The organism is Sphingopyxis sp. (assembly GCF_965279755.1).
GTDB lineage: Bacteria > Pseudomonadota > Alphaproteobacteria > Sphingomonadales > Sphingomonadaceae > Sphingopyxis.
The window spans coordinates 1,892,501-1,914,777 of the sequence record NZ_OZ257261.1; the positions used below are offsets into that span (position 1 = coordinate 1,892,501).

The window sequence follows — 22,277 nt, forward strand, 5'->3', positions numbered from 1 at the left end:
AAGAGGTTCCAGGAAATAGCCCCTCCATTATAGACCGTACCCTAAACCGACACAGGTGGGATGGTAGAGTATACCAAGGCGCTTGAGAGAAGTCTCCTGAAGGAACTCGGCAAATTGCCTCCGTACCTTCGGAAGAAGGAGGCCCTCATTCCGGGCAACCGGTTTGAGGGGGCACAGGCCAGGGGGTAGCGACTGTTTAGCAAAAACACAGGGCTCTGCTAAGTCGGCTTCAAGACGACGTATAGGGCCTGACGCCTGCCCGGTGCCTGAAGGTTAAGTGGAGGGGTGCAAGCTCCGAAATGAAGCCCAGGTAAACGGCGGCCGTAACTATAACGGTCCTAAGGTAGCGAAATTCCTTGTCGGGTAAGTTCCGACCTGCACGAATGGCGTAACGACTTCCCCACTGTCTCCAGGAGATGCTCAGCGAAATTGAATTCTCCGTGAAGATGCGGAGTACCCGCGGTTAGACGGAAAGACCCCGTGCACCTTTACTGCAGCTTCAGAGTGGCATTAGGAAAGAACTGTGTAGCATAGGTGGGAGGCTTTGAAGCACTGGCGCCAGCCGGTGTGGAGCCATAGGTGAAATACCACCCTGTTGTTTTCTGATGTCTAACCTCGATCCATGAAACTGGATCAGGGACCCTCTGTGGCGGGTAGTTTGACTGGGGCGGTCGCCTCCTAAAGAGTAACGGAGGCGCGCGATGGTAGGCTCAGGACGGTTGGAAACCGTCTGTTAGAGTGCAATGGCATAAGCCTGCCTGACTGCGAGACTGACGAGTCGAGCAGAGACGAAAGTCGGTCATAGTGATCCGGTGGTCCCGAGTGGAAGGGCCATCGCTCAACGGATAAAAGGTACGCCGGGGATAACAGGCTGATGATTCCCAAGAGCTCATATCGACGGAATCGTTTGGCACCTCGATGTCGGCTCATCACATCCTGGGGCTGGAGCAGGTCCCAAGGGTTTGGCTGTTCGCCAATTAAAGTGGTACGTGAGCTGGGTTCAGAACGTCGTGAGACAGTTTGGTCCCTATCTGCCGTGGGCGTCGAAATTTGAGAGGAGTTGACCCTAGTACGAGAGGACCGGGTTGAACATACCTCTGGTGTACCTGTCGTGGCGCCAGCCGCGCAGCAGGGTAGCTATGTATGGACGGGATAACCGCTGAAAGCATCTAAGCGGGAAGCCTCCCTCAAGATAAGATTTCTTAGAGCCGTGGAAGACCACCACGTTGATAGATCGGATGTAGAAGCGCGGTAACGTGTGGAGCTAACCGATACTAATTGCTCTATTCGCACTTAAGAGTCCCGCCATCAACGACAAGCCTGACCGGTTTGTCCGCGAGTGACGGATGATTGATCAGACAGTATTGCACGGATATCGATTGAAACCCTTTTTGACCCTACGCCGGCTTCATTGCTTGGTGACCATGGCGTCAGTGACCCACCCGATCCCATCTCGAACTCGGCCGTGAAACCTGACAGCGCCGATGGTACTACCGCTTAAGCGTTGGAAGAGTAGGACGTCGCCAGGCATTGCAGCCGACGTAAGGTCGAAACGGAAACCCATTCACAAAGTTAGAGGCCGGCAGAAATGCCGGCCTTTTGCTGTTTTTGCGGTCCTGAAATGGCGCCGTGAACTGGTTGACGCGGGATGGAGCAGCCCGGTAGCTCGTCAGGCTCATAACCTGAAGGTCGTAGGTTCAAATCCTACTCCCGCAACCAACAATTGGCCCGCCCGGTCTTCGACTTGGCGGGCTTTTTCGTGTCCGCAATTTGCGTGCCGCGACGCCGTTCACCCCTTCAGCGTCATCGGCAACCCCGCCGCGACGAACGTCACGCGGTCGGCCGCGGCGGCGACTGTCTGGTTCATATGGCCCGCCGCATCCCGGAACGCGCGGGCGAGGGCGTTTTCGGGAACGATGCCGAGCCCGACCTCGTTTGCGACGAGCAGGATCGGGCCCGTTGCCGAGCCCATCGCTGCGACGAGATCTTGCGTTTCAGCGCCAATATCGCGGTTCGCGTGCATAAGATTCGACGTCCAGAGCGTCAGGCAATCGACAAGCAATATGCGGTCCGGGGCTGTCTCGGCGTCGATTGCCCTGGCGAGCGCGAGCGGCGCTTCGACGGTGCGCCATCGCGGTCCGCGATCGGCGCGGTGGCGCTCGATGCGTTCGGCCATTTCAGCGTCCCACGCTTCCCCCGTTGCAACGAAAACCAGATTACCGCCGAATGCTTCGGCAAGAGACTGGGCGTGGCGGCTCTTGCCCGAACGGGCGCCGCCGAGGATCAGGTGGATATGTCCCCTGCTCATGCTACGCTTCGCTCCATCGCCAGATCGATCAGCGCGTCGATCGCGATATGGCGCTCGAGCTCTGCTGCCACGGCATCTAACGCGGCGTCGACCGTCGCGGCATAGTCCTTGCCTCCGGCTTCGGCGCCAAGGCGCGCGAGAAGGGCCCGTCGGACCTCTGCACTCGCAAGCACCCCGTGGAGATAACTTCCCATAATCCGCCCATCAGCACTTGCCGCGCCTTCGGGCGCTCCCTCGATTGTCGCGAACGGCTGTCCGGTTGCCGGTCCCACAGTTTCCCCCATATGCATTTCATAGCCGGTCATCGTAGCGCCCAACGCGGTTCCCGAAACCGAGCGGAGCATTTTTACCGGCGTGAGGCGCGTATCGACGTCGAGCAGGCCGAGGCCCTGGACGCGCCCCGGAATGCCTTCGATCCCGTCGGGGTCCGCGATGCCGCGCCCGAGCATCTGATAGCCGCCGCACAACCCCAGAACATGGCCGCCGCGCCGGACATGTGCGGCGATGTCGGTATCCCAGCCTTCAGTGCGCAGCGCCGCAAGATCGGCGATCGTCGCTTTCGATCCCGGCAGGACGATCAGCGCTGCTTCGGCCGGGATCGGTTGCCCCGGCGGTACCATCACCAGCCGCACGGCCGGCTCGAGTTTCAGCGGATCGAGGTCGTCGAAATTGGAAATGCGCGGCAGGATCGGGTATGCGACGATGATCTCGCCCGCCGCCGCTTCGGCGTGACGTTCGAGGATGACCGCATCCTCGCTCGGGAGGTGTCTGACCGACGCGAGCCACGGCACGACGCCGAAACCACGCCATGCCGAGCGCTTCTCGATTTCACGATAACCGTCCTCGAACAACGTAGGATCGCCGCGAAACTTGTTGATGAGGAAGCCTTGGATCATCGCCGCATCCTTTGGATCGATTACCGCTTTCGTCCCCACGATCGCAGCGATCACTCCGCCGCGGTCGATGTCACCGACCAGCACCACAGGGACCTTCGCGGCGCGCGCGAAGCCCATATTGGCGATGTCGCCCGCGCGCAGATTGATCTCCGCAGGCGAGCCCGCCCCCTCGACGACCACGATATCGGCGGCGGCGTGAAGGCGCTCGAAGCTTTCGAGCACTTCGCCAAGCAGCGGCCGCCGCGCCTCGCGGAAATTGGCTGCGCCGAGCGTGCCGCGGACGCGGCCGTGGACGATCAGCTGTGACGTGCGGTCGGCCTGCGGTTTCAGCAGCACGGGGTTCATGTCGCTGTGCGGTGCTACCCGGCAGGCGAGTGCCTGCAGTGCCTGCGCGCGGCCGATTTCGCCGCCGTCGATCGTGACCGCGGCGTTGTTCGACATATTCTGCGGCTTGAAGGGCCGGACCGAAAACCCCCGGTTGGCGAGCGCGCGGCAAAGGCCCGCGACGAGCACCGATTTGCCGACGTCCGATCCGGTTCCTTGCAGCATCAAAGCGCCCATGCCGCGGCTCCCACTATCAGCCACAGCAACAGGCATGCGACGACATAGACACGCAGCGCGTGCCGGATGTCGAACGCCGAGGCATTTGTCTGTCCATCACCGATCCAGGGTTTGTCGTGCATGATCCCGTCATAGGGGATCGGCCCGCCAAGACGAAGCCCGAGTGCGCCGGCCATCGCCGCTTCGGGCCAGCCGGCGTTCGGTGAAGCATGCTTGTGTGCATCGCGCCACATCATGCGCCATCCGCCACCACCGGCGAGGCAGAGCAGCAAGGCAGCCAGCCGTGCGGGCACCAGATTGGCGACATCGTCGGCGCGTGCCGACGCCCAGCCGAAAGCGCGCCAGCGCTCCTCCCGGTGACCGATCAGGCTGTCCGCAGTGTTGACCGCCTTGTAGATCCAGACGCCGGGTAGCCCGAAGAGCAGAAGCCAGAACAGCGGTGCGGCGACGCCGTCGCAAAAACTTTCGGCGAGGCTTTCGATCGCGGCGCGCGACACGCCGGCTTCGTCAAGCGCCGCCGTATCGCGCCCCACGATCGCGCCGACCGCGTGGCGCGCATCGGCGAGATGCCCGGTTTCGAGCGCCGCTGCCACGGCGCGGACATGGTCGAACAGGCTCCGCTGCGCGAGCGCGGGCCAGGCGAGGATTGCAATGGCGACCCACGCCAAACTGCCGAAGACCGTCTGGAGCAGTCGATCGAGGGCGACGGCGAAGGCCCCGGTGCCGAGCACGAGCAGAAGCAGGGTCAGGATGCCGAGCGCACGGCGCTTTGCGAAACTTGCCCCGGCCCGGTTCCAGCGCGCTTCGCAGATATTGAGCATCGCCGCGAACAATCCAACGGGATGGCCGATGCGGCGATGGAGCGCTGTTGGCCAGCCGAGCGCGGCGTCGAGCGCGAGTGCTGTCAACGCGACGGGATCAGCCATGCGCCAGCGCGCCCGCGAGCCGGGCGAGCGCTTCGTCGCTGCCGGGAAGGCCAAGGCGCAGCCAGCGCGGCTGATCGGCGAACGGCCGGGTCAGGATCGCAGCGTGAGCGAGCCGCTCAAACAGCCCGCGCGCATTGTCCGTTTCGATGAGCCGGAACAGCGGGCAATCGCCGGTAGCCGCGAGGCCATGACGTAGAAGCACGGTGTCAAGCGTGACTGCCTCATGGTCGAGCTGCGCGCGCATCGCTTCGATCCAGCGCCGGTCGCGATAGGCGGCGGTACCGATGGCGATGGCGGCGGCGGAAACTGGCCAGGCACCGAGCAGGGCGCGCAGCGGATCCAGAAGGACCGGAGGACCGACGACGAAACCGAGCCGCACGCCCGCAAGGCCGAAGAATTTGCCGAATGACCGGAACAGGATGAGCCGCGCGTCGTCCGACACTTTGGGTGCGGCGCTGATCGCGCGGGTGCAGTCGGCGAAGGCCTCGTCGACGAGCAGCCAGCCTTTGCGCGCCTGCAGCTGCCCGGTATCGGTAAGGCATCCGTCAGGATTGTTCGGATTGGCGAGTAGCAGCGTGCCTTCGGTGTCCTTTGCTTCACTTCGTCCAACCGGAATCATCTTCGCGAATATTTCGCCATGGGTGCGATAGGATGGCGCAACATAATGGGCGCTTCCGCCGATGATCTGCCCGACGAGACGAAGGCCGATCTCGCTCCCCGGAACAGCGCAGACATAGTGCGGCGCGGTGCCGAAATGAGCCGCCGCCGCCGCTTCCAGATCGGCCAGCGCTTCGCGCTCGGGCAGCCGGTGCCAGTCGATCGCGATCGTATCCGAGCCCGGCCAACGGTGCGGATTGATCCCGGTCGAGAGATCGAGCCACGGCCGATCGCCGGTGCCGAAATGCCGTTTCGCGGCTTCGAGCGCGCCGCCGTGCCAGGTCCAGTCGGGGGTCATGCAATATGGGCCCAAACCAGTGCTGCGAACAGCAACAGGCTTTCTGTTATCTCGACCCCTGCGCCATGACCGTCGCCCGAAATGCCACCGATCCGGTGTTGCAACCACAAACCCCAGAGCAGGAGCGCGAGCGGTGCTGCCAGCAGTGAGGGCGATGCAAGGGCGCAAGCAACGAGCAGCAATGCCCAGGCGCCGAAATCAACCGGCCGCACGACTCCGCGGAATTTGGATCCCAACCCGCTGTGCAGATCGGGCAGCCAGCGCGACCAGACCAGGGGGCCGATCCGCGCCGCGAAGGGGACGAGCGCGATGGCGATGAAGGCTTTTGTGTCGATCAGTCCGTGCAGCAGCACCAACTTGGCGATCAACTGCAGCGCGATGGCGACGACCGCGAAGCTGCCGGCGTGCGGGTCGCCGAGTACGGCGAGCAGGCGCTCGCGGTCCTTGTGTACTGCGCCGCTCGCATCGGCGATGTCGCCAAGCCCGTCGAGGTGGAGCGCCCCGGTAACCGCAACCCAGATCAGCAGCGCGGCGAAGGCTCCCGTCCATGGGTCGATCAGCGCACCAGCCCGGCCGCCCGCAGCGACGATCCCGCCGACGATCAGCCCGACGGCCGGAAACCAGCGCATCGACGCCGCGAACTCGGCGCCCGATACCGTAAGGGGCGGCGTCGGCAGCCGGGTCAGGAACTGGATCGCGACGATCAGACCTTTCATGGCAAAGCCTTCATATGCGAAGCTCGATGATCTGGGCATCCGGCGCCTCGCCGCGCCAGATGCGGAAGGAAAGCCGTGCGGCATAGGGCAGGTCGAACCCCCAGAGCTGGCGCTGGTTGAAGCCGCAGAGATGGTGAAGCGCCGCGCGCATCGCGCCGCCATGGGTGACGACGAGCGTCTCGATCGGCGCCAGCGCACCGATCGCCCCCGACACGCGGGATACGAGTGATGACCAGCGTTCGCCGCCGGGAGGAGGGTTGGCGTCGGGATCGGCCCAGAAGCGCGCGAGGGCGTCGGCATCGACGGTGCTTGCGGCCTGCCCCTCCCACGCCCCGAAGTCGAGTTCCCGCCAGCGGGCGTCGGATGCCGGCTCCAGATTTCTTGTCTTGCCGATCGCTTCGGCCGCGCGGGCGCAACGCTGGAGGTCGGACGTGATCAGCCGCTCGAATGCAATTCCCTCGCTCTGCCGGACACAGGCGTCGATACCCTCCGCCGTCGGTGCGCCGTCGGTGCGACCCATGAACAGCCCGGGCGTTTCGGGCTCGCCGTGGCGGAGCAGGTGGAGCGTGAACCCGGTCATAGGCTGGCTGCGACCGCCGCTTCCTCGAAAGTCGCCATCTCGCCATGCGCGGCGAGCGCGGCGCGGACGATCCCGGCCGCGACCGCCGCCCCGCTTCCTTCGCCGAGCCGCATGCCGAGCGACAGGATCGGGTCGAGTCCCATCCGGTCGAGCAGCCGCGCGTGGCCCGGCTCGGCCGAGCAATGGCCAGCAAGGCAGTGCGCGGTGATCGCCCGATTATCGGCCGCGAGCGGCGCGACTGCCGAGCAGCAGATGAAACCGTCGAGCAATACCGGAATCCCGAGCTGGCGGGCGCGGACCACTGCGCCCGCGATTGCTGCGATCTCGCGCCCGCCGACGCGGCGCAATGTCTCGACCGCCGAGTTCGGTGCGGCGCCGTGAAAGGCGAGGGCCTGCGTCACGACCCCGGTCTTTCGTGCGATGCCCCCGGCGTCGACGCCGGTGCCGGGACCAACCCAATCAGCCGCCGATCCACCGAAGCTCCGTGCGCAGAGCGCCGCCGCGGCGGTCGAATTGCCGATCCCCATTTCACCGAGGACGACAAGGTCGAGGCCTTCCTCGACGACCCCGGCTCCGGCGTTCAGCGCGGCGAGGCATTCGGCGTCGTCCATTGCGGGCGCGATGGTGAAGTCAGCGGTGGGGCGATCGAGGTCGAGTGCGACGACCTTCAGCTCCAGCCCGGCCGCGCCCGACAGCGCATTGATTGCCGCTCCGCCCGCGCGGAAATTGGCGACCATCTGCCCTGTGACGCTCGCCGGAAAGGCACTGACGCCGTGAATGGTGACGCCATGGTTGCCGGCGAAGACGATCATGCTTCCGCGATCGATGCGCGGACGCTCGCGGCGCTGCCAGCCCGCGAAGAAGATCGCAATCTCCTCAAGCCGGCCGAGCGATCCGGCGGGTTTGGTGAGCGCCGCCTGCCGGGCTCGCGCCGCCGTCGTCGCCGCGCCGTCGGGCGCGCGCGCGGCGGCAAGCGCGTCTTCGAACGAGGCGATCGATGGAAAGGTCATTCGGCGACATATCCTGCGGGCGGGGTGCGGGTAATGAAGTGGCCTTTGACGCCTTCGGGCCAGACCGCATAGGCGACGCGGCCATGCTCGCTCGCGGCATAATGGACGGCATAGTCGAGGATGGCGCGCGCGGCGTCCTCGTCCGGCGAGAACCGGCCGAGGACATAGCCGACCTTGTCCGGCGCGCGCAGATGCACGGTGCAATGGTCCTGACAAGCGAAGAGGCAGGGCATCTCCTGCACCGCGATTCCTGCGTAGTGCGACTCGTCCGCCTTGAGGCGCTTCAGCAACTCGGCGAGGCGCGCGCCGCCACGCACGCCGCCTGCATCGTCCCGGGATTCGCGGCTGTGGCGGCAGGTGTTGCATACCACCACCGCGGGCCCGGGATCGACGCGCGTCAGCATCAGCCGGCCGTCGCTGCGTGCGGCGGTGCCGGAACGCCGATTGCCACCAGCGCGCGATAGAGCGCGTAGAGGCCGATCAGGATCGCAGCATTTCGCACGAATTGCTCGGCAAGCAGGTCGGGCGCCATCGCGGTGTGGAGACCACCCAGCACGAGCGCCCAGCCAAGGATGATCGCCTTGAAGGCGGTGAAGCCCGCCGCATAGGCCAAGCTCAGCCGCGCCACGACCGAACGGTAGCGCAGCGCGCCGAGCGCGGCATAGCTCGCCAGTGCCGAACCGACCGCAGCGGTGCCGAGACCGGCACCCCACGCGATCGTCGTTGCGTCGTGCGGATAGGCAAGCAGGGCGAAGCCAACGAACTGGCTGACCGCCCAGGCGAGCAGCATCAGCGCCAGCCCGTCGCGGCGGCGCATATGCACCGCCGCGAGCGCCGCGAGCGAGGGGAACGGCGTCGCGCAGCCGAGCGCGAGCGTCGTTACGCTGCTCGCCCCCGTGAGCAGCGCGACCCACAAGGTCGAGGCGCCCCGGTCCGAAAGCGCCGCCATCAGAAGCGACCCCGGATGCCGGCATAGATGCTGCGGCCGAGCGAGCCATAGCGGTAGGCGGTCATATAGTGTTCGTCGAAGACATTCTCGGCGCGCGCGAACAGCTTGACCGCGTCCGTCAGCGCATATTCGGCGCGCAGGTCGACGAGCGTGTAATCGTCGAGCCGCTGCGCGTTGCTGGCATTATCGTAGCTTTTGCCCGACCAGCGAACCGCGGCGCCGAGCTCGAGCCCGAAATCGAAGCCATAGCTCGCCGACGCATTCGCGATGTTGCGCGGACGGCGCGGCAACCACTTGCCGAAATTCGCGGTGCCCGGCGAGCGGTCCTCGGCGACGATCCAGCTGTAATTGCCGTCGAGCCGCAGTCCGCCCAGCGTCAGCGCGGCCGCCGCCTCGATGCCATGCGCCTCGCTGCGCGCGACGTTCGAATAATAGCCGAAACGGCGGGTCGTCGGGTCACCGGGTACGAAGCACAGCGGTACGGTCGAAGTCGACGAACAGCTGTTGTAGATGATCTGGTTCACCGTCTTGCGGTCGAACCAGCTTGCGCCGATCACGAGTTTGCGGTCGAACAGATGCTGTTCGATGCCGGCTTCCCAGCCATGGGCTTCCTCGGGCTCAAGCCCGACATTGCCGTATTCGCTGAACAGCTGATAGAGCGACGGCGCCTTGAAGCCTTCGCCATAGCTGGCGCGCAGCACCGTTCCGGTCGACAGGCGCCACACGCCGCCCGCCGCGAACAGCGTCTGGCCGCCATAGCGGTTGTGATCGTCGTAGCGGACGCCGCCGTTCAGCGTCAGCCCGGCAAGCGGCTCGACGCTGAGCTGACCATAGACGCTGGTGATTTCGGCCTTGCCGCGCGCAAAGGCCGGGACCGGCGTCGCGAGCGATGCGGCCGGCGAGCGGCTGCGAAAATCCGACCGCTCGTTTTCAACGCCGAAGATCGCGTTGATGCGGTCGTTGAAGGCGAAGCTGCCCTGATATTCCCAGCGCTTGTTCTGGCCATCGGCCTCGAAGCTTTGTGGCCGCGCGCGCGTCGGGTTATAATTGTCGCGGTTGGTGTCGGTGTAGGCATAGGCGACACGATTGCGGAAACGGCCGTTCAGGAGGCTGAAATTAAGCCCCGCATAGCCGACGAATTCCTTGTTGAGCCCATAGTCTGCGCTGTCGGTGTTGAAGCCGTCGAATTCGACCCGTCCGCTCGAATAATAGCCACGGACATCGGCGCTGACATTGTCGGCAAGCGCGAGCTCGGCGCGGCCCGAGACATTCGTGTTGCGATAGCCGTCGGCCTCGATACCGCCGAACGCCTTCGCGTGCGACGAAATGCCGTCGGTAAAGAAGCGCTGGCCGCCGAGACGCCATGCGAGCGGGCCGGTCTTGCCGCCGATTGCGGCGCGCGCGCTGACCGTGTCGCGCGACCCGGCCTCGATATCGAAGCTGCCTTCGAGGGGCTTTTCGGGCGACGCGGTGACGATGTTGACGACCCCGCCGATCGCCTGGCTGCCCCACAGGATCGACTGCGGTCCGCGCAATATTTCGATCCGGTCGATGTCGCCGACGAGCAGATTGGTGAAGTTGAAGCCGCCACCGGTCGATGAGGGATCGTTGAGTTTCACCCCGTCGATCACCGCGACGGTGTGGTCGGATTCGGCGCCGCGGATACGCAGCGAGGTCGAGGTGCCATAGCCGCCGTTGCGCGAGATGCTGACCCCCGGCGTACGCAACAGCAGCTCGGTGACACCGATATCCTGCGCGCGGTCGATCGCATCCTTGTCGAGCACGGCGACCGACGACGGGATCTCGTCGAGCGTCAACGGCGCCCGCGTTGCGGTGACGACTATGCTGTCGGCATCGTCCGCTTCTTCGGCAAAGGCGGGCAGCGCAGCCGCGATGGCGGCCACGGAAATGGTGGTACGAAAAACAGTCCTGAACATGATAACCCCATCGACAAGGCCGCTTGCGCGCAGGGTCGACGGAGCCCGTCCTTGCAGGACGCACGACATCGGCCCGTGCGTACGCACGGCCACCTTTGTCGTCGCTCGGGTTCACTCCCCGTCCGCCCGGCACACCCTGTCCGCACGAAAGACGACGGCGACGGGCAGGTCTCCTGGCTCGCGGGTCAATGCCGGTTCGGGCCGCCTTCTCGGGATGTAAGTCCCAATGGCATGTGGCCCGATGGCTCTCCGCTTACAGTTGCAGGGGCAGCCGGGGTTTCGCACCCCATTCCCTTTTGATCCCCTCTCGGGGAACCTGTCGCTGGCGGCGCCCCTAACGCAATATCGGGGCGGCGGTCAATTGCTGTGTTGCAAGCACGATCAGGCCGCCTTCATCCAGACGACAAGCGCGAAGCGCGTGACGCGCGCGGCCAGAGTGCGATGCGGGGTAAAGCGATCGAGGAACAGCGCCGTGCCCGCCGGACAACAGGGGCGGATGCGCGGCAGGCCGGCAAGGCGATAGTCGGGGATTTCGAAGCCATCATCGACCTGTTCGCCGAGCGGCGCGGGCTGGCGCGCCGCCACGACTTCCAGACCCCCGCTGTCCGGCCCCGCGTCGGCGAGCGGAATCCATGCGGTGACCAGCACCTTGCCGCAGCCGGTGCCGTCGTCGCGCGCGACATCGCTGTGCCAGGCGTGGCGATGCTCGGGAAAACAGGCGATGCTGGCGCGGACGCGGACGATCGTGCCCGCCAGCTTGCGCCCGCAAAGCGCTTCTGCCGTTTCGACGAGGCGCGGGTCGTTCGCCAGCGCCTGCAGCCGCGCGCCGCGATGCGCGTCGGTGCAAACCGCGACGCGCAGCAGGTTCGCGACGCTGCGTTCACGGGCATAGATCCGGTCGATGCGTTCGGTCAGCGGCGCGTCCGGGCAGCTCTGCTCGAACGGCAGGTACAGCGCGCGCGACACGCGATCGATATGCGCGGCAATGTCGTCCGCTGCCGCGCGCACGGTCGCGCGATCGAATATGGGCAGGGCGGCGTGGCCTTGGTCGGCAAACCGGGCTTCCGGGGTCATCGCGTGCGCCCGAACAAGGTGACCGTCGGCCAGTCGCCGCTGCTCTCGACCCGCGCGTCGATGCCATAGACGGCGCGCAGAAGGTCAGGGGTCAGCACATCGGCCGGGCTTCCGTCGGCGACGATCCGGCCGCCATCGACGATCAGCAGCCGGTCGCAATAGCGCGCCGCCATGGTGAGGTCGTGAAGCACCGCGAGCACGAGCTTGCCCGCATCGGCCTCGGCCCGGAGCAGATCCATCACATCGATCTGGTGACCGGGGTCGAGGCTGGCGAGCGGTTCGTCGGCGATCAGCGCCGGTGCTTCGACCGCGAGCGCGCGCGCAAAGAGCACGCGAGCGCGTTCGCCGCCCGACAATTCGGTCGCGATCCGGTCGCGCAGACCCAGCACATCGGCGCGTTCCATCGCGCGCTCGATCGCGGCTGCATCGGCGTCGCTGATCCGCGACATCGGCGCCAGATGTGGCAGGCGGCCGAGCCCGACGAGCCGTTCGACGGTCAGCGGCCAGTGCAGCGTCTGGCCCTGCGGCAGATAGGCGATACGCTGCGCGAGGTCGGCGCGCGGCAATGCCACGGCGTCGATGCCGTCGATACGCACGCTGCCACTCGCCGGAACCAGCGCCAGCATCGCGCGCGCCAAAGTCGATTTGCCCGCGCCATTCGGGCCGACGATGCCGGTCAGCGTGCCGGCGTCGAAACGGGCGTCGACCCCGCTAACGACGGTACGGCGACCGAGCGCGACGCCGACATTGTCGAGGGCGATCGTCACCACAGCCGTTTCTCCCGCATCAGATGGACAAGGAAGACCGGGACGCCGAGGAAGGCGGTCACAACGCCGAGCTTCAGCTCGTTCGTCGTCGGAATGATTCGCACGCCGATGTCGGCGAGCGTCAGCAAGGCCGCGCCGCCGATCGCCGATGGCAGCAGGATCGCCGACGGGCTGCGGTCGGTGAGCGGGCGGATCAGGTGCGGGACGATCAGGCCGATGAAACCGATCGCGCCCGACACGGCGACCGCGCCGCCGACCGCAATCGCGGTGCCGACGAGCAGACGAAGCCGCATCCGCCGGATATCGACGCCGAGCGCCTGCGCGGCATCCTCGCCGAGCGTCAGCGCGTCGAGTGCGCGGCCATTCCAGAGCAGCATCGTCATGCCGATGACGACGCAGGGCAGCGCGATCCAGACATGCTGGAACGACCGGTTCTCGAGGCTGCCGAGCAGCCAGGTCATGATCTCCATCGCCGCAAAGGGATTGGGCGACAGGTTGAGCGCGAGGCTGGTGCCGGCAACGGCAAGGGTGCCGACGGCGATGCCGGCAAGGATCAGCGTCAACGGACTTTCGGACCGCCCCGCGAGCGCGAAGAGCAGGGCGAGCGAGAGCAGGGCGCCGCCGATCGCGAGCAGCGGCAGTGCCGCCGGGTGCATCTGCGCAAAGCCGAAATAGAGCGCCGCGACCCCGCCGAGCGCTGCGGCGTTCGACGTGCCGAGCACCGAGGGTTCGGCGAGCGGATTGCGCAGATAGCCCTGCAAGGCCGCCCCCGACAGTCCGAGCGCGGCGCCGACGATCAGCGCCAGCAAGGTGCGTGGCAGGCGCAGGTCGAACAGGATCGTTGTGGCGATCGCATCGCCATGACCACCGGCGGCGACGATCAGGCGCGCGACCGACAGGTCGACGGGACCATAAAGCAATGAGGCAACCGCGGCGATCAATGTCAGCGCCACGAGCGCCGCGATCAGCATCCAGCGCGGGGTGCGCGTGCGTGTCATTGCCGGATCCCGTCGATGGCCGCGATCTGCGCCACAATGCTGCGCGCTGCGATCGTATATTCGGGGCTGCCGCATACGGTCCAGGCCTGCGGGATGCTGATGCGCGGGATGCCTTGAAGGGCAGGGTGGTGGAGCATTTCGCTGCCTTGATCGGTGATGGTGTCGGTCGCGCTCTCGACGATCAGGAAGTCGGGCTGCGCCGCAACCATCTCCTCAAGGCTGAGCTGCGACAGCGGCGGTTTTCCGAGCTTGCCGGCCAGATTGACGAAGCCGACGCGGCCCATCAGTTCGTCGATCAACGTGCCTGTGCCGGTCATATAGCCGCGCCGTTGATAATAAGCGGCGACGCGTCCGCGCCCGGGTTTCGGCAGGCCCGCGAGATCGCCGTTCATGCGTGCGACAAGCGCTTCGCCGCGCGCCGGATGGCCGACCGCCTTGGCGGTCTGGCGGATCGAGGCATAAATCTGGTCGAGCCGGTCGGCGGTGTCGAGGTCGAGCAACGGATAATGCTGGCCGGGGAGTGCGGCCAGCGCGGCGCTGCGGCTGGCGGGCATACCGACGACCAGATCGGGGTCGATCGCCAATATCTGTTCAGCCGAATTGCTGAGCAGGGGCAGGCCCCGGGCCTTCGCTGCCGCGCCCGACAGTTCGGGGTCGGCGGCATTATGCGTCAGCCCGGCAATCTGGCTGCGGTCGGCGAGCGCGAGGACGAGCTGGTCGGCGCAGAGGTTGATCGAGACGATGCGCTGCGGGACAGCAGGCGCCTTGACTGCCGGCCCCGGTACGGCCGCCCATAATGCGCCCGCGCCGCCGAGCAGCAACGCCGCACCGGCCGCATGGACCGATCTCAAAACTCGACCCCCGCCTGCGCGCGGACATTCTGTTCGCGGAAGGGGTGTTTCACCTGGGCCATTTCGGTGACGAGGTCGGCGGCGTCGATCAGCGCCTGCGGCGCGTTGCGGCCGGTGATGACGACATGCGTCATGTGCGGCTTGGCCGCGAGCGCTTCCAGCACCTCCTCGACCGGCAGATATTCATAGCGCAGCACGATGTTGAGCTCGTCTGCGATGACCATCTTGTAGGCGGGATCGGCGATCATCCGCTTCACTTCCTCCCACGCTTCGCGCGCGACCGCGATGTCGCGGCTTCGGTCCTGCGTGTCCCAGGTGAAGCCTTCGCCCATCGGCTTGAACTCGGCAAGCCCGGGGAAGCGGTCGAACACCGCGCGTTCCCCGGTCGCCATCGCGCCTTTGACGAACTGGACGATACCGACCTTCATGTCATGACCGATCGCGCGGATCGCCATGCCGAAGGCGGCCGAGCTCTTGCCCTTGCCGGGACCGGTATGGACGATCACCAGCCCCTTTTCGACGGTCTTGGTCGCCAGCTTTTTCGCCTGCGCCGCCTGCAGCTTGACCATCCTGGCCTTGTGCTCGGCGTCGGTACGCGGCGGCTTCATCAGAAGCGCACCCGCACACCGCCATAGGCCGACCGGCCATGGACCCCGTAATTGAACGCGGTCGCGTAATCGGCGTCGAACAGATTGTCGACGCGGCCGTAAAGCTCAAGATTCTGGCCGATCGGGAACGACGCGCGGATGCCGGCGAGGGCATAGCCATCGAGCCGCACGGTATTGGCCGCATTGTCGAAGCTGTCGCCGACCAGCGTCAACGTTGCACCGGTCGACAGGCCGAACGACCAGTCATAGTCGGCCGACAGGCTGACGGCATGTTCGGCACGGCGCGGCAGGCGGTTGCCGTCGAACCCCGGACGGCCCGACCGGTCGCGCGCGTCGATCAGGCTGTAGGAAGCGGTGATGTTCAGTGCATCGACCGGGCGCAACGCGATCGCCGCCTCGATACCCTTGGCACGGGTGCGGTCGATATTGCCATAGGTGAAGGTCGCGTTGTCGTAATTGATCTGGTCGGTCGTGTTGCGAAGGAACGCGGTCAGCGAGAGCGTCGCACGCCCGTCGGCAAGGCTCTGATCGATCCCGAAGTCATAGCTTTTCGAGCGTTCGGGGCGGAGCGCGGCATTGCCGCTGAATGCGTCGTAAAGCTGATAGAGCGAGGGCGCCTTGAAGCCTTCGCCGTAGCTGGCGCGGATGCTGGTCGCGCCGTCGTTCGGCGAATAATTGGCGTTGGCGCCGAAGGTAGTGGCGCCGCCGAACTGGCTGTGGTCGTCGTGGCGAACGCCGCCGGTCAGGGAAAGGCCGGCGAACGGCTGGACGATACCGAGCGCATAGACGCTGTCGATGTTCGCCTTCTGGCTGTCGGTCGAGCCGAAGCCGAAGAAGTCATAATCGGGGCGCTCATGCTCGTAGCCGAAGACCAGCTTTGCATAGTCGACGGGCGCGACGACACCCTGATATTCGAAGCGCAAATTGGTGCCCGAATAGCCATAGTCGGCCGGCGTGCCGCGGACGAAATAATAGTCGCGGTCGTTCCGCAGCCAGGTCACCGCTGCGCGGCTGGTGAAGCGGCCATCGAACAGCGCGAGGTTGAGGCCGGCATAACCCGTATATTGGTCGAGCTTCGCGACATCGCCGCTGTCTGCCGGGGCGCCGAAGAAGCTGTCATAGTCGAGGTCGGCGTGGATGTAGTAACCGCGCAGGTCGAGGCTCAGCGCATCGCTGAACGCGATCTTGAGCCGGGCGTTGCCTGCGAAATTCTTGTAGCCGTCCTTTTCGGTCCCGACCGCCGCCGACGAGATGCCGTCGGTACGGAAATAGGCGCCGCCGATGCCGCCCGAGATGCGTCCCGACGTGCCCGACACATCGGCCTTGGCGCCCAGCGTGTCGTTATAGCCATAATCGGCCGAGGCGTTCGCCGCGAAGCCTTCGGCGGGCCGGGCGGTGGTCAGGCTGATGACGCCGCCGATCGCCTGGCTGCCGTGGACGACCGAGTTGGAACCGCGCAGGATCTCGATCCGGTCGATATTGGCGGTGAGCAGATGGCCGAAATCATAGCCGTCGCCGATGCCGCTTGGGTCGTTGACCTTGACCCCGTCGATCAGCACCAGCGTCTGCGTCGTCTCGGCGCCGCGCAGCGAGACGCCCGCGACCGAGCCGGTGCTCCCGGTCCGGTTGAAGCGCACGCCGGGGGTGGTGGCAAGCAGGTCGATGATATCGACCGTCTGGCGCGTCCTGATTGTATCGGCATCGATGATCGTGATCGCTTGGCCGGTCTCGTCGCGCGGCTGCTCGATACCCGACGCGGTGACGACGATGTCATCCGGATTGTCGCCGTCCGCAGCAAGCGCCGGCGTCGAAGCCGCAAGCGCGGCCGTGGAAAGAAGAAGATGCTTCAACATGGGAAACCCCCGCACGCCACGAGCGAGGCTGGGGCCTGCCGGCGCTGCGCGACCGGCCAGTGCGCGGATCATGACGGGCGTTTGCGCCGCGATCCCTCACACCGAGGCGGCCCCGGCCGCCTGGTCGTCGCTCGACGGAGTTTTCCGTGCCTTGGCCTTTCCCTGGACCGAGGCATTGAGCGACCCACACCGGCAGGTCTCCTGGCTCGCGGGTCATCGCTTGACGCACGCCTTCCCGGGAACAGGTCCCAGTGGCTGCCCCGGACGGGTCCGGTGCGGTGCGTCGCGCTCGCCACTTACAGTTGCAGGGACAGCCATGGATTCGTCGGCCACGGAGGCCGCTTACCATGTTCCCTTTTAAGCCCCTTGCGGGGCACCGGCGCGATCATGCGGGACATCGCCCCGCGCCGCCGCCCATAGCGCAGCGTCGGATTTTCGCAATCGGCTTTCGCCTGCAACGGATTCAGGCGTCGGGTTTCCATGCGCGGTAGAAGGTGTCGACGGCATCCTCGACCTCGGCAGCGACCCGGTCGAGGTCGCGCCCCTCCGGCAGGCCGAGAATTGCGAACTGATAGAGACCGGACTGGCAGAGGCCCGAGAAATGCTGCACCGCGCGCATGGGGTTGCCCAACCGAAGCTCGCCGCGCGCCATTTTCTCGGCCACCCATTCGGCCGCGCGCGCCTTGCCGCGGCGCGGGCCGCGATCGTAGAAGGTTTCGGCGAGGTGCGGGAAGCGGTCGGCCTCGCCGACGACGAGCCGGTAGAGCGAGAGCAGCGGGGTCGAGGTCAGCTTGGTCATCAGCACATTGCCGAAATTGCGCAGCACTTCGGGAACCGGACGATCGACCGGCAGGTCGAGCGTCAGAACCTGGCCATAATGATCGACGATATCGTCGACGATCGCCGCGAACAGATCTTCTTTCGACGGAAAATAGCTCCAGAGCGTGGTTTTCGAGCCGCCGACCTTGCTCGCGATCGAGGACATGGTGGTGCCGGCATAGCCATTGGCGAAAAAGGCTTCGCGCGCGGCATCGATAAAGGCCTTGCGCCGCTGCGCGGTCGCATCGTCGGCGGGTGCCGTACTGGCTGGTATCATTTCGATTGACAACTTAGTCTCCGGGGTTCATTGGCGCATGATACCAGCTAGTATCGTTGGATTCCATGCATAATAAAATTCTCCCCTCCGCCCTTGTTTTCAGCCTGCTTTCGGCGTGTGCGAGCGTTCCCGATCTTGGGCCCAAGCCTGTTCCGGTCGCGGCCGGGGCGCTCGAGTCGTCGGCAAGCTTCGCCGATGCGCCGGGCGCCTGGCCGGTCGAAGGCTGGTGGCAGGGCCTTGGTGATGCCCAGCTCGATGCGCTGATCGCCGAAGGCCTCAAAGGCTCACCCGATATCGCAACCGCCGCAGCGCGCGTCCGTGCTGCCGAAGCGATGGCGCAGCAGGCCGGCGCCGCATTGCTTCCGCGCGTCGGCGTCGAAGGAAGCGCCGGCGGCACTCAGCAGAGCAAGAACCTGGGTATCCCGCCCGCCTTCGTGCCCGACGGCATTCAGGACACCGGCCATGTCGCCGCGACCTTCGGCATGGACCTTGACCTCTGGGGCAAGGACCGGGCAGCACTCGCTGCTGCGACCTCGGAAGCGGAGGCTGCCCGCGTCGACGAGGCGCAGGCGCGGCTGATGCTGACGACCGGGATCGCTTCGGCCTATGCCGATCTTGCCGGCTATTATCGGGCGCTGGACGTCGCCAAGGACGCGGTGCGCGTCCGCGGCGCCAGCGCCGATATTTCGGGCAAACGCGCCTCGGCGGGGATCGAGAACCAGTCCGCCGAGCGTCAGGCCGAAAGCCGTGCCGCCTCGGCGCGCGCCGACGTCGCTGCGCTCGATGAAGCGATCGCCACGACGCGCAACCGGCTCGCCGCGCTCGTCGGCGCCGGTCCCGATCGCGGCCTTGCGATCACGCGTCCGACGCTCGCTACGCCCGATATCGGTCTGCCGCCGCAGGCGGGGATCGACCTTGTCGGCCGGCGTCCCGACATTGTCGCGGCGCGGCTTCGTGCCGAAGCCGCGGCGAAGCGCATCGATGTCGCGCGTGCCGATTTCTATCCGAACATCAATCTGTCGGCGCTGATCGGGCTCCAGTCGCTCGGCCTGTCGAACCTGTTCGACAAAGGGTCCGAATATGGCAATTTCGGCGCGGCGATCAGCCTGCCTATCTTCGATGGCGGCCGGCTGCAGGGCCGTTATCGCGGCGCGCGCGCCGATTTTGACACTGCGGTTGCCAATTACGACCGCACGCTGATCGCAGCGCTGCGCGATGTTGCCGACCTTGTCGCCAGCCGCGCCGCGACGACGCGCCAGCTGACCGACCGCCGCGCGGCGCTGAAGGCTGCGACCGATGCGGCGCAGCTCGCCGGCCTCCGCTATCGTGCCGGCCTGTCGAACCAGCTCGAACAGCTCGTCGCCGAAGACAGCATGACCCAGCTCGCGCGTCAGGTCTCCGACCTCGAAGCGCGCAAACTTTCGCTCGATATTGCCCTGATCCGTGCGCTTGGCGGCGGTTATCAGACCCAGACAGGAGAATGACGATGGCCGAAGATACGGCTGCGGCGACCCCCGAAACTCCCGAAGCAAACGGCGCGGCGCCCGAGAAGCGCAAGCGGCTGCTCCGCATCCTCGCGCTCGTTGTCATCACGATCGCGTTGATTTGGGGCGTTTGGTACTTCCTTACGCAAGCTGGCCGCGTGTCGACCGACAACGCTTATGTCGGCGCGGACTCCGCCACCGTCACGGCGCTCGTCCCGGGCCCGGTGAAAGAGGTACGCGTCAGCGGGACGCAGACGGTGAAGAAGGGGGATATTCTCGTCATCCTCGACGACGCCGACCAGCGGATCGCCGTCGCCGACGCCGAAGCTGCGCTGCGGCAGGCGCGCCAGCGCTATGGCCAGTCGAGCGCGACCGCCGATGCCGCGCGGGCGCGGGTGACGGCGCGCGGCGCCGATATTTCGTCGGCCCGGGCGCGTCTTCGTGACGCCGACGCGACGGTCGCCAAGGCGCGCGCCGAACTCGCGCGGCGCGAAAGCATCGCGGGCACCGGCGCGGTTTCGGCCGAGGAACTGACCGCGGCACGGACGACACTGGCGTCTGCGGCTGCGGCGCGCGATCTGGCCGCCGCGGGCATCGCGTCTGCCGAAGCGACGCGGGGATCGGCAAGCGGCGATCTGGGCGCAGCCGAAGCGGTCGTGCGTGGCACGACGATCGATACCGCGCCCGATGTCGCTGCCGCGCAGGCGCGGCTCGAAAAGGCGCAACTCGATCTCGAACGCACGGTGATTCGCGCGCCGGTCGATGGCGTCGTGACCAACCGTCAGGTGCAGGTCGGCCAGCGGATCGCCGCCGGCGCGCCGATCATGATCATCGTCCCGGTCTCGACCGCTTATGTCGACGCCAATTTCAAGGAAAGCCAGTTCAAGAGCATCCGCATCGGCCAGCCGGTCGAGCTGACCTCTGACTATTATGGCGGTGATGTCGTCTATCGCGGCAAGGTCATCGGCATCGCCGGCGGCACCGGCGCGGCCTTCTCGTTGATCCCGGCGCAGAATGCGACGGGCAACTGGGTGAAGGTCGTCCAGCGCCTGCCGGTGCGTATCGCGCTCGATCCGGCAGACCTGAAGGCGCATCCGCTGCGCGTCGGCCTGTCGATGGAAGCGACGATCGACACGCGCGGGAACTGAGCCGACCGATGGCCAGCGCCGCCGCCCCCGCATCTGCCATCCCCGCCGAGCCGCAACCGCTTACCGGCGTCCGGCTGATCGTCGCGGCCTTTGCGCTCGCGCTCGCCAATTTCGTCGTGGTGCTCGACACTACGATCGCGAATGTCTCGGTGCCGCATATCGCGGGCGGGCTCGCGGTGTCGCCGACCCAGGGGACATGGGTGATCACCAGCTATGCGGTCGCCGACGCGATCAGCGTGCCGCTGACGGGTTGGCTTGCGATGCGCTTCGGCACCGTGCGCTGGTTCATGATCTCGATCATCGGCTTCGGTATCTTCTCGTTCCTGTGCGGCGTGTCGCGCACGCTCGACGGGCTGGTGCTTTTCCGCGTGCTGCAGGGCCTTGCCGGCGGCCCGCTGATGCCGCTGTCGCAGATTTTGCTGCTGCGAATCTTTCCCAAGGAAAAGGCCGGGGTCGGCCTCGCGATCTGGGCGATGACGACAACCACGGCGCCGATTCTCGGGCCGATCCTCGGCGGCACGATCAGCGACAACTGGACCTGGCCGTGGATCTTTTTCATCAACCTGCCCGTCGTCGCGATCTGTGCGTTCGGCGTTTACACGCTCCTGACGCCCTTCGAGACGAAGCGCGCCAAGGCGCGTATCGACGTCATCGGCCTGATCCTGCTCGTCGTGTCGGTGGGCGCATTCCAGATCATGCTCGACACCGGGCGCGAGCACGACTGGTTCGGCTCGGCGTGGATCGTCGGCCTCGCGATTGTTGCCGCGATCAGCTTTGCCGCCTTCGTGATCTGGGAGCTGACCGACGCCAATCCGGTCGTGAACCTCCGCATCTTCCGTTTCCGCGGCTTCACCTTTGCGACGATGGCGATATCGCTGGGCTTTGGCGCCTTCTTCTCGCAGGTCGTGCTGACACCGCTGTGGCTGCAACAGGTCGCGGGCTATACGGCGACGGAGACCGGATTCATCGTCGCCTGGCTCGGCGTGTTCGCGGTGCTGTTGTCGCCGGTCGCCGCCGGGCTGATGACCAAAATCGATGTCCGGATCACCATCTCGGGCGGCATCCTCTGGATGGCGTTCATGTCGATCCTTCGCGCGAGCTGGAACGCCGATGTCGGCTATTGGACGCTGGCTTTGCCGCATATCCTGCAGGGGATGGGTATGCCCTTCTTCTTCGTCGGGCTGACCGCGCTCGCACTAAGTTCGGTGCCGGCGCAGCATCAGACGTCAGCGGCGGGGTTGATGAGTTTCCTGCGCACGCTCTGCGGCGCGATCGGCACCGCGGTTGCGACGACCGCGTGGGACGATGCGAGCCGGACCTCTCGCTCCGAACTCGCCTCCTCGCTCAACAATCCCGATGCGGCCATGACGTCGCTTCAGAATGCCGGGCTGACGCTCGAACAGGCGCGCGCCTCGATCGAGCGGCTGGTCGACGTGCAGGCCTCCACGCTCGGTGTGCTTCACCTTTTCCTCGCCGCCGGGGTGGTGTTCCTGATTGCTGCGATTTCGGTCTGGTTCGCGCCGCGGCCCAAACAGATTTCCATGGGCGGCGGGCACTAGA

Annotated in this window: 20 protein-coding genes, 1 tRNA gene, 2 rRNA genes and 2 riboswitches (1 of these 25 cut by a window edge); of the genes, 6 read left to right on the plus strand and 17 right to left on the minus strand. The window is 66.1% G+C overall.

What is annotated here, in order from left to right:
- The 3 genes from ACQY80_RS09225 to ACQY80_RS09235 form a co-directional block, all read left to right on the plus strand.
- Nucleotides 1-1,297: ribosomal RNA gene (locus tag ACQY80_RS09225) — 23S ribosomal RNA — on the plus strand; it begins 1,494 nt to the left of the window's first position.
- 117 nt (nt 1,298-1,414) lie between these two features.
- A 5S ribosomal RNA gene (gene rrf / locus ACQY80_RS09230) occupies nt 1,415-1,529 on the plus strand.
- A 113-nt stretch (nt 1,530-1,642) separates the two neighbouring features.
- Nucleotides 1,643-1,719, plus strand: a tRNA-Met gene (locus tag ACQY80_RS09235).
- A gap of 70 nt (nt 1,720-1,789) precedes the next feature.
- Here ACQY80_RS09235 and cobU read toward each other — a convergent pair.
- From cobU to ACQY80_RS09320, 17 genes are all read right to left on the minus strand, one after another.
- The gene (gene cobU / locus ACQY80_RS09240) at nt 1,790-2,308 is read right to left on the minus strand and encodes a bifunctional adenosylcobinamide kinase/adenosylcobinamide-phosphate guanylyltransferase (RefSeq protein WP_428678427.1); all 519 of its coding nucleotides are present in this window, start codon (nt 2,306-2,308) and stop codon (nt 1,790-1,792) included.
- A complete protein-coding gene (locus ACQY80_RS09245; RefSeq protein ID WP_428678430.1) occupies nt 2,305-3,765 on the minus strand; it encodes a cobyric acid synthase in 1,461 nt (486 codons plus the stop codon). The genes cobU and ACQY80_RS09245 overlap by 4 nt, the downstream gene beginning before the upstream one ends.
- On the minus strand, nt 3,753-4,691 hold the full coding sequence (cbiB, locus tag ACQY80_RS09250) for an adenosylcobinamide-phosphate synthase CbiB (RefSeq protein ID WP_428678432.1): 939 nt from the start codon (nt 4,689-4,691) through the stop codon (nt 3,753-3,755). Before cbiB ends, ACQY80_RS09245 begins: the two co-directional genes overlap by 13 nt.
- Nucleotides 4,684-5,646, minus strand: a complete 963-nt coding sequence (locus tag ACQY80_RS09255) for an aminotransferase class I/II-fold pyridoxal phosphate-dependent enzyme (protein ID WP_428678435.1) — start codon at nt 5,644-5,646, stop codon at nt 4,684-4,686. The genes cbiB and ACQY80_RS09255 overlap by 8 nt, the downstream gene beginning before the upstream one ends.
- Entirely contained in the window at nt 5,643-6,362 is a 720-nt protein-coding gene (locus ACQY80_RS09260) for an adenosylcobinamide-GDP ribazoletransferase (RefSeq protein ID WP_428678437.1), read from the minus strand. Before ACQY80_RS09260 ends, ACQY80_RS09255 begins: the two co-directional genes overlap by 4 nt.
- Nucleotides 6,363-6,372: 10 nt before the next feature.
- On the minus strand, nt 6,373-6,942 hold the full coding sequence (locus ACQY80_RS09265; RefSeq protein WP_428678440.1) for a histidine phosphatase family protein: 570 nt from the start codon (nt 6,940-6,942) through the stop codon (nt 6,373-6,375).
- Nucleotides 6,939-7,952 carry a nicotinate-nucleotide--dimethylbenzimidazole phosphoribosyltransferase gene (gene cobT / locus ACQY80_RS09270; RefSeq protein ID WP_428678443.1) on the minus strand — a complete coding sequence of 338 codons (1,014 nt, stop codon included), beginning with the start codon at nt 7,950-7,952 and terminating at the stop codon, nt 6,939-6,941. Before cobT ends, ACQY80_RS09265 begins: the two co-directional genes overlap by 4 nt.
- On the minus strand, nt 7,949-8,356 hold the full coding sequence (locus ACQY80_RS09275; RefSeq protein ID WP_428678445.1) for a DUF1636 domain-containing protein: 408 nt from the start codon (nt 8,354-8,356) through the stop codon (nt 7,949-7,951). The genes cobT and ACQY80_RS09275 overlap by 4 nt, the downstream gene beginning before the upstream one ends.
- Nucleotides 8,356-8,901, minus strand: a complete 546-nt coding sequence (locus ACQY80_RS09280) for a hypothetical protein (RefSeq protein WP_428678447.1) — start codon at nt 8,899-8,901, stop codon at nt 8,356-8,358. Before ACQY80_RS09280 ends, ACQY80_RS09275 begins: the two co-directional genes overlap by 1 nt.
- Nucleotides 8,901-10,838: a TonB-dependent receptor plug domain-containing protein gene (locus ACQY80_RS09285; RefSeq protein WP_428678450.1), complete on the minus strand. Its 1,938-nt coding sequence runs from the start codon at nt 10,836-10,838 to the stop codon at nt 8,901-8,903. Before ACQY80_RS09285 ends, ACQY80_RS09280 begins: the two co-directional genes overlap by 1 nt.
- Nucleotides 10,839-10,984: 146 nt before the next feature.
- Nucleotides 10,985-11,173, minus strand: a riboswitch (cobalamin riboswitch).
- A 46-nt stretch (nt 11,174-11,219) separates the two neighbouring features.
- Entirely contained in the window at nt 11,220-11,912 is a 693-nt protein-coding gene (locus tag ACQY80_RS09290; RefSeq protein WP_428678453.1) for a hypothetical protein, read from the minus strand.
- Nucleotides 11,909-12,682, minus strand: a complete 774-nt coding sequence (locus tag ACQY80_RS09295; RefSeq protein ID WP_428678456.1) for an ABC transporter ATP-binding protein — start codon at nt 12,680-12,682, stop codon at nt 11,909-11,911. Before ACQY80_RS09295 ends, ACQY80_RS09290 begins: the two co-directional genes overlap by 4 nt.
- Nucleotides 12,676-13,677 (minus strand): FecCD family ABC transporter permease, encoded by a 1,002-nt coding sequence (locus ACQY80_RS09300; RefSeq protein WP_428678459.1) that lies wholly within the window; start codon nt 13,675-13,677, stop codon nt 12,676-12,678. The genes ACQY80_RS09295 and ACQY80_RS09300 overlap by 7 nt, the downstream gene beginning before the upstream one ends.
- On the minus strand, nt 13,674-14,528 hold the full coding sequence (locus tag ACQY80_RS09305) for an ABC transporter substrate-binding protein (protein ID WP_428678462.1): 855 nt from the start codon (nt 14,526-14,528) through the stop codon (nt 13,674-13,676). The genes ACQY80_RS09300 and ACQY80_RS09305 overlap by 4 nt, the downstream gene beginning before the upstream one ends.
- Nucleotides 14,525-15,136, minus strand: coding sequence for a cob(I)yrinic acid a,c-diamide adenosyltransferase (gene cobO, locus ACQY80_RS09310; RefSeq protein ID WP_428678464.1), 612 nt, complete (start codon nt 15,134-15,136; stop codon nt 14,525-14,527). The genes ACQY80_RS09305 and cobO overlap by 4 nt, the downstream gene beginning before the upstream one ends.
- Nucleotides 15,136-16,989: a TonB-dependent receptor plug domain-containing protein gene (locus ACQY80_RS09315; RefSeq protein WP_428678466.1), complete on the minus strand. Its 1,854-nt coding sequence runs from the start codon at nt 16,987-16,989 to the stop codon at nt 15,136-15,138. Before ACQY80_RS09315 ends, cobO begins: the two co-directional genes overlap by 1 nt.
- A 174-nt stretch (nt 16,990-17,163) precedes the next feature.
- Nucleotides 17,164-17,384, minus strand: a riboswitch (cobalamin riboswitch).
- A 68-nt stretch (nt 17,385-17,452) separates the two neighbouring features.
- Nucleotides 17,453-18,085, minus strand: coding sequence for a TetR/AcrR family transcriptional regulator (locus tag ACQY80_RS09320; RefSeq protein WP_428678469.1), 633 nt, complete (start codon nt 18,083-18,085; stop codon nt 17,453-17,455).
- A 65-nt stretch (nt 18,086-18,150) separates the two neighbouring features.
- On the opposite strand from ACQY80_RS09320, the gene ACQY80_RS09325 reads away from it, so the two are divergent.
- The 3 genes from ACQY80_RS09325 to ACQY80_RS09335 are packed head-to-tail and all read left to right on the plus strand — an operon-like array spanning nt 18,151 to nt 22,276.
- Nucleotides 18,151-19,569: an efflux transporter outer membrane subunit gene (locus ACQY80_RS09325; protein WP_428678472.1), complete on the plus strand. Its 1,419-nt coding sequence runs from the start codon at nt 18,151-18,153 to the stop codon at nt 19,567-19,569.
- Between the two features lie 2 nt (nt 19,570-19,571).
- Entirely contained in the window at nt 19,572-20,717 is a 1,146-nt protein-coding gene (locus ACQY80_RS09330) for an efflux RND transporter periplasmic adaptor subunit (protein ID WP_428678475.1), read from the plus strand.
- 8 nt (nt 20,718-20,725) lie between these two features.
- Entirely contained in the window at nt 20,726-22,276 is a 1,551-nt protein-coding gene (locus ACQY80_RS09335; RefSeq protein WP_428678477.1) for a DHA2 family efflux MFS transporter permease subunit, read from the plus strand.
- Nucleotide 22,277: the final 1 nt, after the last annotated feature.

Bases quoted from the DNA above. Each gene is read 5' to 3' on its own strand.
- ACQY80_RS09265 (WP_428678440.1), bottom strand. From the start codon at position 6,942: ATGACCGGGTTCACGCTCCACCTGCTCCGCCACGGCGAGCCCGAAACG.
- ACQY80_RS09260 (WP_428678437.1), bottom strand. From the start codon at position 6,362: ATGAAAGGTCTGATCGTCGCGATCCAGTTCCTGACCCGGCTGCCGACG.
- ACQY80_RS09245 (WP_428678430.1), bottom strand. From the start codon at position 3,765: ATGGGCGCTTTGATGCTGCAAGGAACCGGATCGGACGTCGGCAAATCG.
- ACQY80_RS09330 (WP_428678475.1), top strand. From the start codon at position 19,572: ATGGCCGAAGATACGGCTGCGGCGACCCCCGAAACTCCCGAAGCAAAC.
- ACQY80_RS09285 (WP_428678450.1), bottom strand. From the start codon at position 10,838: ATGTTCAGGACTGTTTTTCGTACCACCATTTCCGTGGCCGCCATCGCG.
- ACQY80_RS09320 (WP_428678469.1), bottom strand. From the start codon at position 18,085: ATGATACCAGCCAGTACGGCACCCGCCGACGATGCGACCGCGCAGCGG.
- ACQY80_RS09280 (WP_428678447.1), bottom strand. From the start codon at position 8,901: ATGGCGGCGCTTTCGGACCGGGGCGCCTCGACCTTGTGGGTCGCGCTG.
- ACQY80_RS09275 (WP_428678445.1), bottom strand. From the start codon at position 8,356: ATGCTGACGCGCGTCGATCCCGGGCCCGCGGTGGTGGTATGCAACACC.
- cobU (WP_428678427.1), bottom strand. From the start codon at position 2,308: ATGAGCAGGGGACATATCCACCTGATCCTCGGCGGCGCCCGTTCGGGC.
- ACQY80_RS09315 (WP_428678466.1), bottom strand. From the start codon at position 16,989: ATGTTGAAGCATCTTCTTCTTTCCACGGCCGCGCTTGCGGCTTCGACG.
- cobT (WP_428678443.1), bottom strand. From the start codon at position 7,952: ATGACCTTTCCATCGATCGCCTCGTTCGAAGACGCGCTTGCCGCCGCG.
- ACQY80_RS09255 (WP_428678435.1), bottom strand. From the start codon at position 5,646: ATGACCCCCGACTGGACCTGGCACGGCGGCGCGCTCGAAGCCGCGAAA.
- ACQY80_RS09325 (WP_428678472.1), top strand. From the start codon at position 18,151: ATGCATAATAAAATTCTCCCCTCCGCCCTTGTTTTCAGCCTGCTTTCG.
- cbiB (WP_428678432.1), bottom strand. From the start codon at position 4,691: ATGGCTGATCCCGTCGCGTTGACAGCACTCGCGCTCGACGCCGCGCTC.
- cobO (WP_428678464.1), bottom strand. From the start codon at position 15,136: ATGAAGCCGCCGCGTACCGACGCCGAGCACAAGGCCAGGATGGTCAAG.
- ACQY80_RS09335 (WP_428678477.1), top strand. From the start codon at position 20,726: ATGGCCAGCGCCGCCGCCCCCGCATCTGCCATCCCCGCCGAGCCGCAA.
- ACQY80_RS09300 (WP_428678459.1), bottom strand. From the start codon at position 13,677: ATGACACGCACGCGCACCCCGCGCTGGATGCTGATCGCGGCGCTCGTG.
- ACQY80_RS09290 (WP_428678453.1), bottom strand. From the start codon at position 11,912: ATGACCCCGGAAGCCCGGTTTGCCGACCAAGGCCACGCCGCCCTGCCC.